The sequence below is a fragment of the Streptococcus sp. CL8.13 genome (assembly GCF_049737895.1).
The window spans coordinates 1-328 of sequence record NZ_JBKOTT010000166.1; the positions used below are offsets into that span (position 1 = coordinate 1).

The following is a 328-nucleotide window of genomic DNA, read 5'->3' on the forward strand; positions in this document are numbered from 1 at the left end:
TCAGCTGGGAGAGCATCTGCCTTACAAGCAGAGGGTCAGCGGTTCGATCCCGTTAACTCCCATTTAAGCGGGTGTAGTTTAGTGGTAAAACTACAGCCTTCCAAGCTGTTGTCGCGAGTTCGATTCTCGTCACCCGCTTTGAACTTTGTTCAATTACCAAGTTTTTAACTTGGGCGCGTAGCTCAGGTGGTTAGAGCGCACGCCTGATAAGCGTGAGGTCGGTGGTTCGAGTCCACTCGTGCCCATAAAGTTTGGTCCGTTGGTCAAGGGGTTAAGACACCGCCTTTTCACGGCGGTAACACGGGTTCGAATCCCGTACGGACTATTT

At 51.5% G+C, this 328-nt stretch carries 3 tRNA genes; all 3 read left to right on the forward strand.

Features of this window, described 5'->3' with window-relative positions:
• Positions 1 to 67 precede the first annotated feature (67 nt).
• The 3 genes from ACLNCN_RS05050 (at position 68) to ACLNCN_RS05060 (ending at position 325) form a co-directional block, all read left to right on the forward strand.
• Positions 68 to 138 (forward strand) — tRNA-Gly (locus ACLNCN_RS05050).
• 33 nt (positions 139 to 171) lie between these two features.
• Positions 172 to 245 (forward strand) — tRNA-Ile (locus tag ACLNCN_RS05055).
• 8 nt (positions 246 to 253) lie between these two features.
• Positions 254 to 325, forward strand: a tRNA-Glu gene (locus ACLNCN_RS05060).
• The last annotated feature ends 3 nt before the right edge of the window (positions 326 to 328 follow it).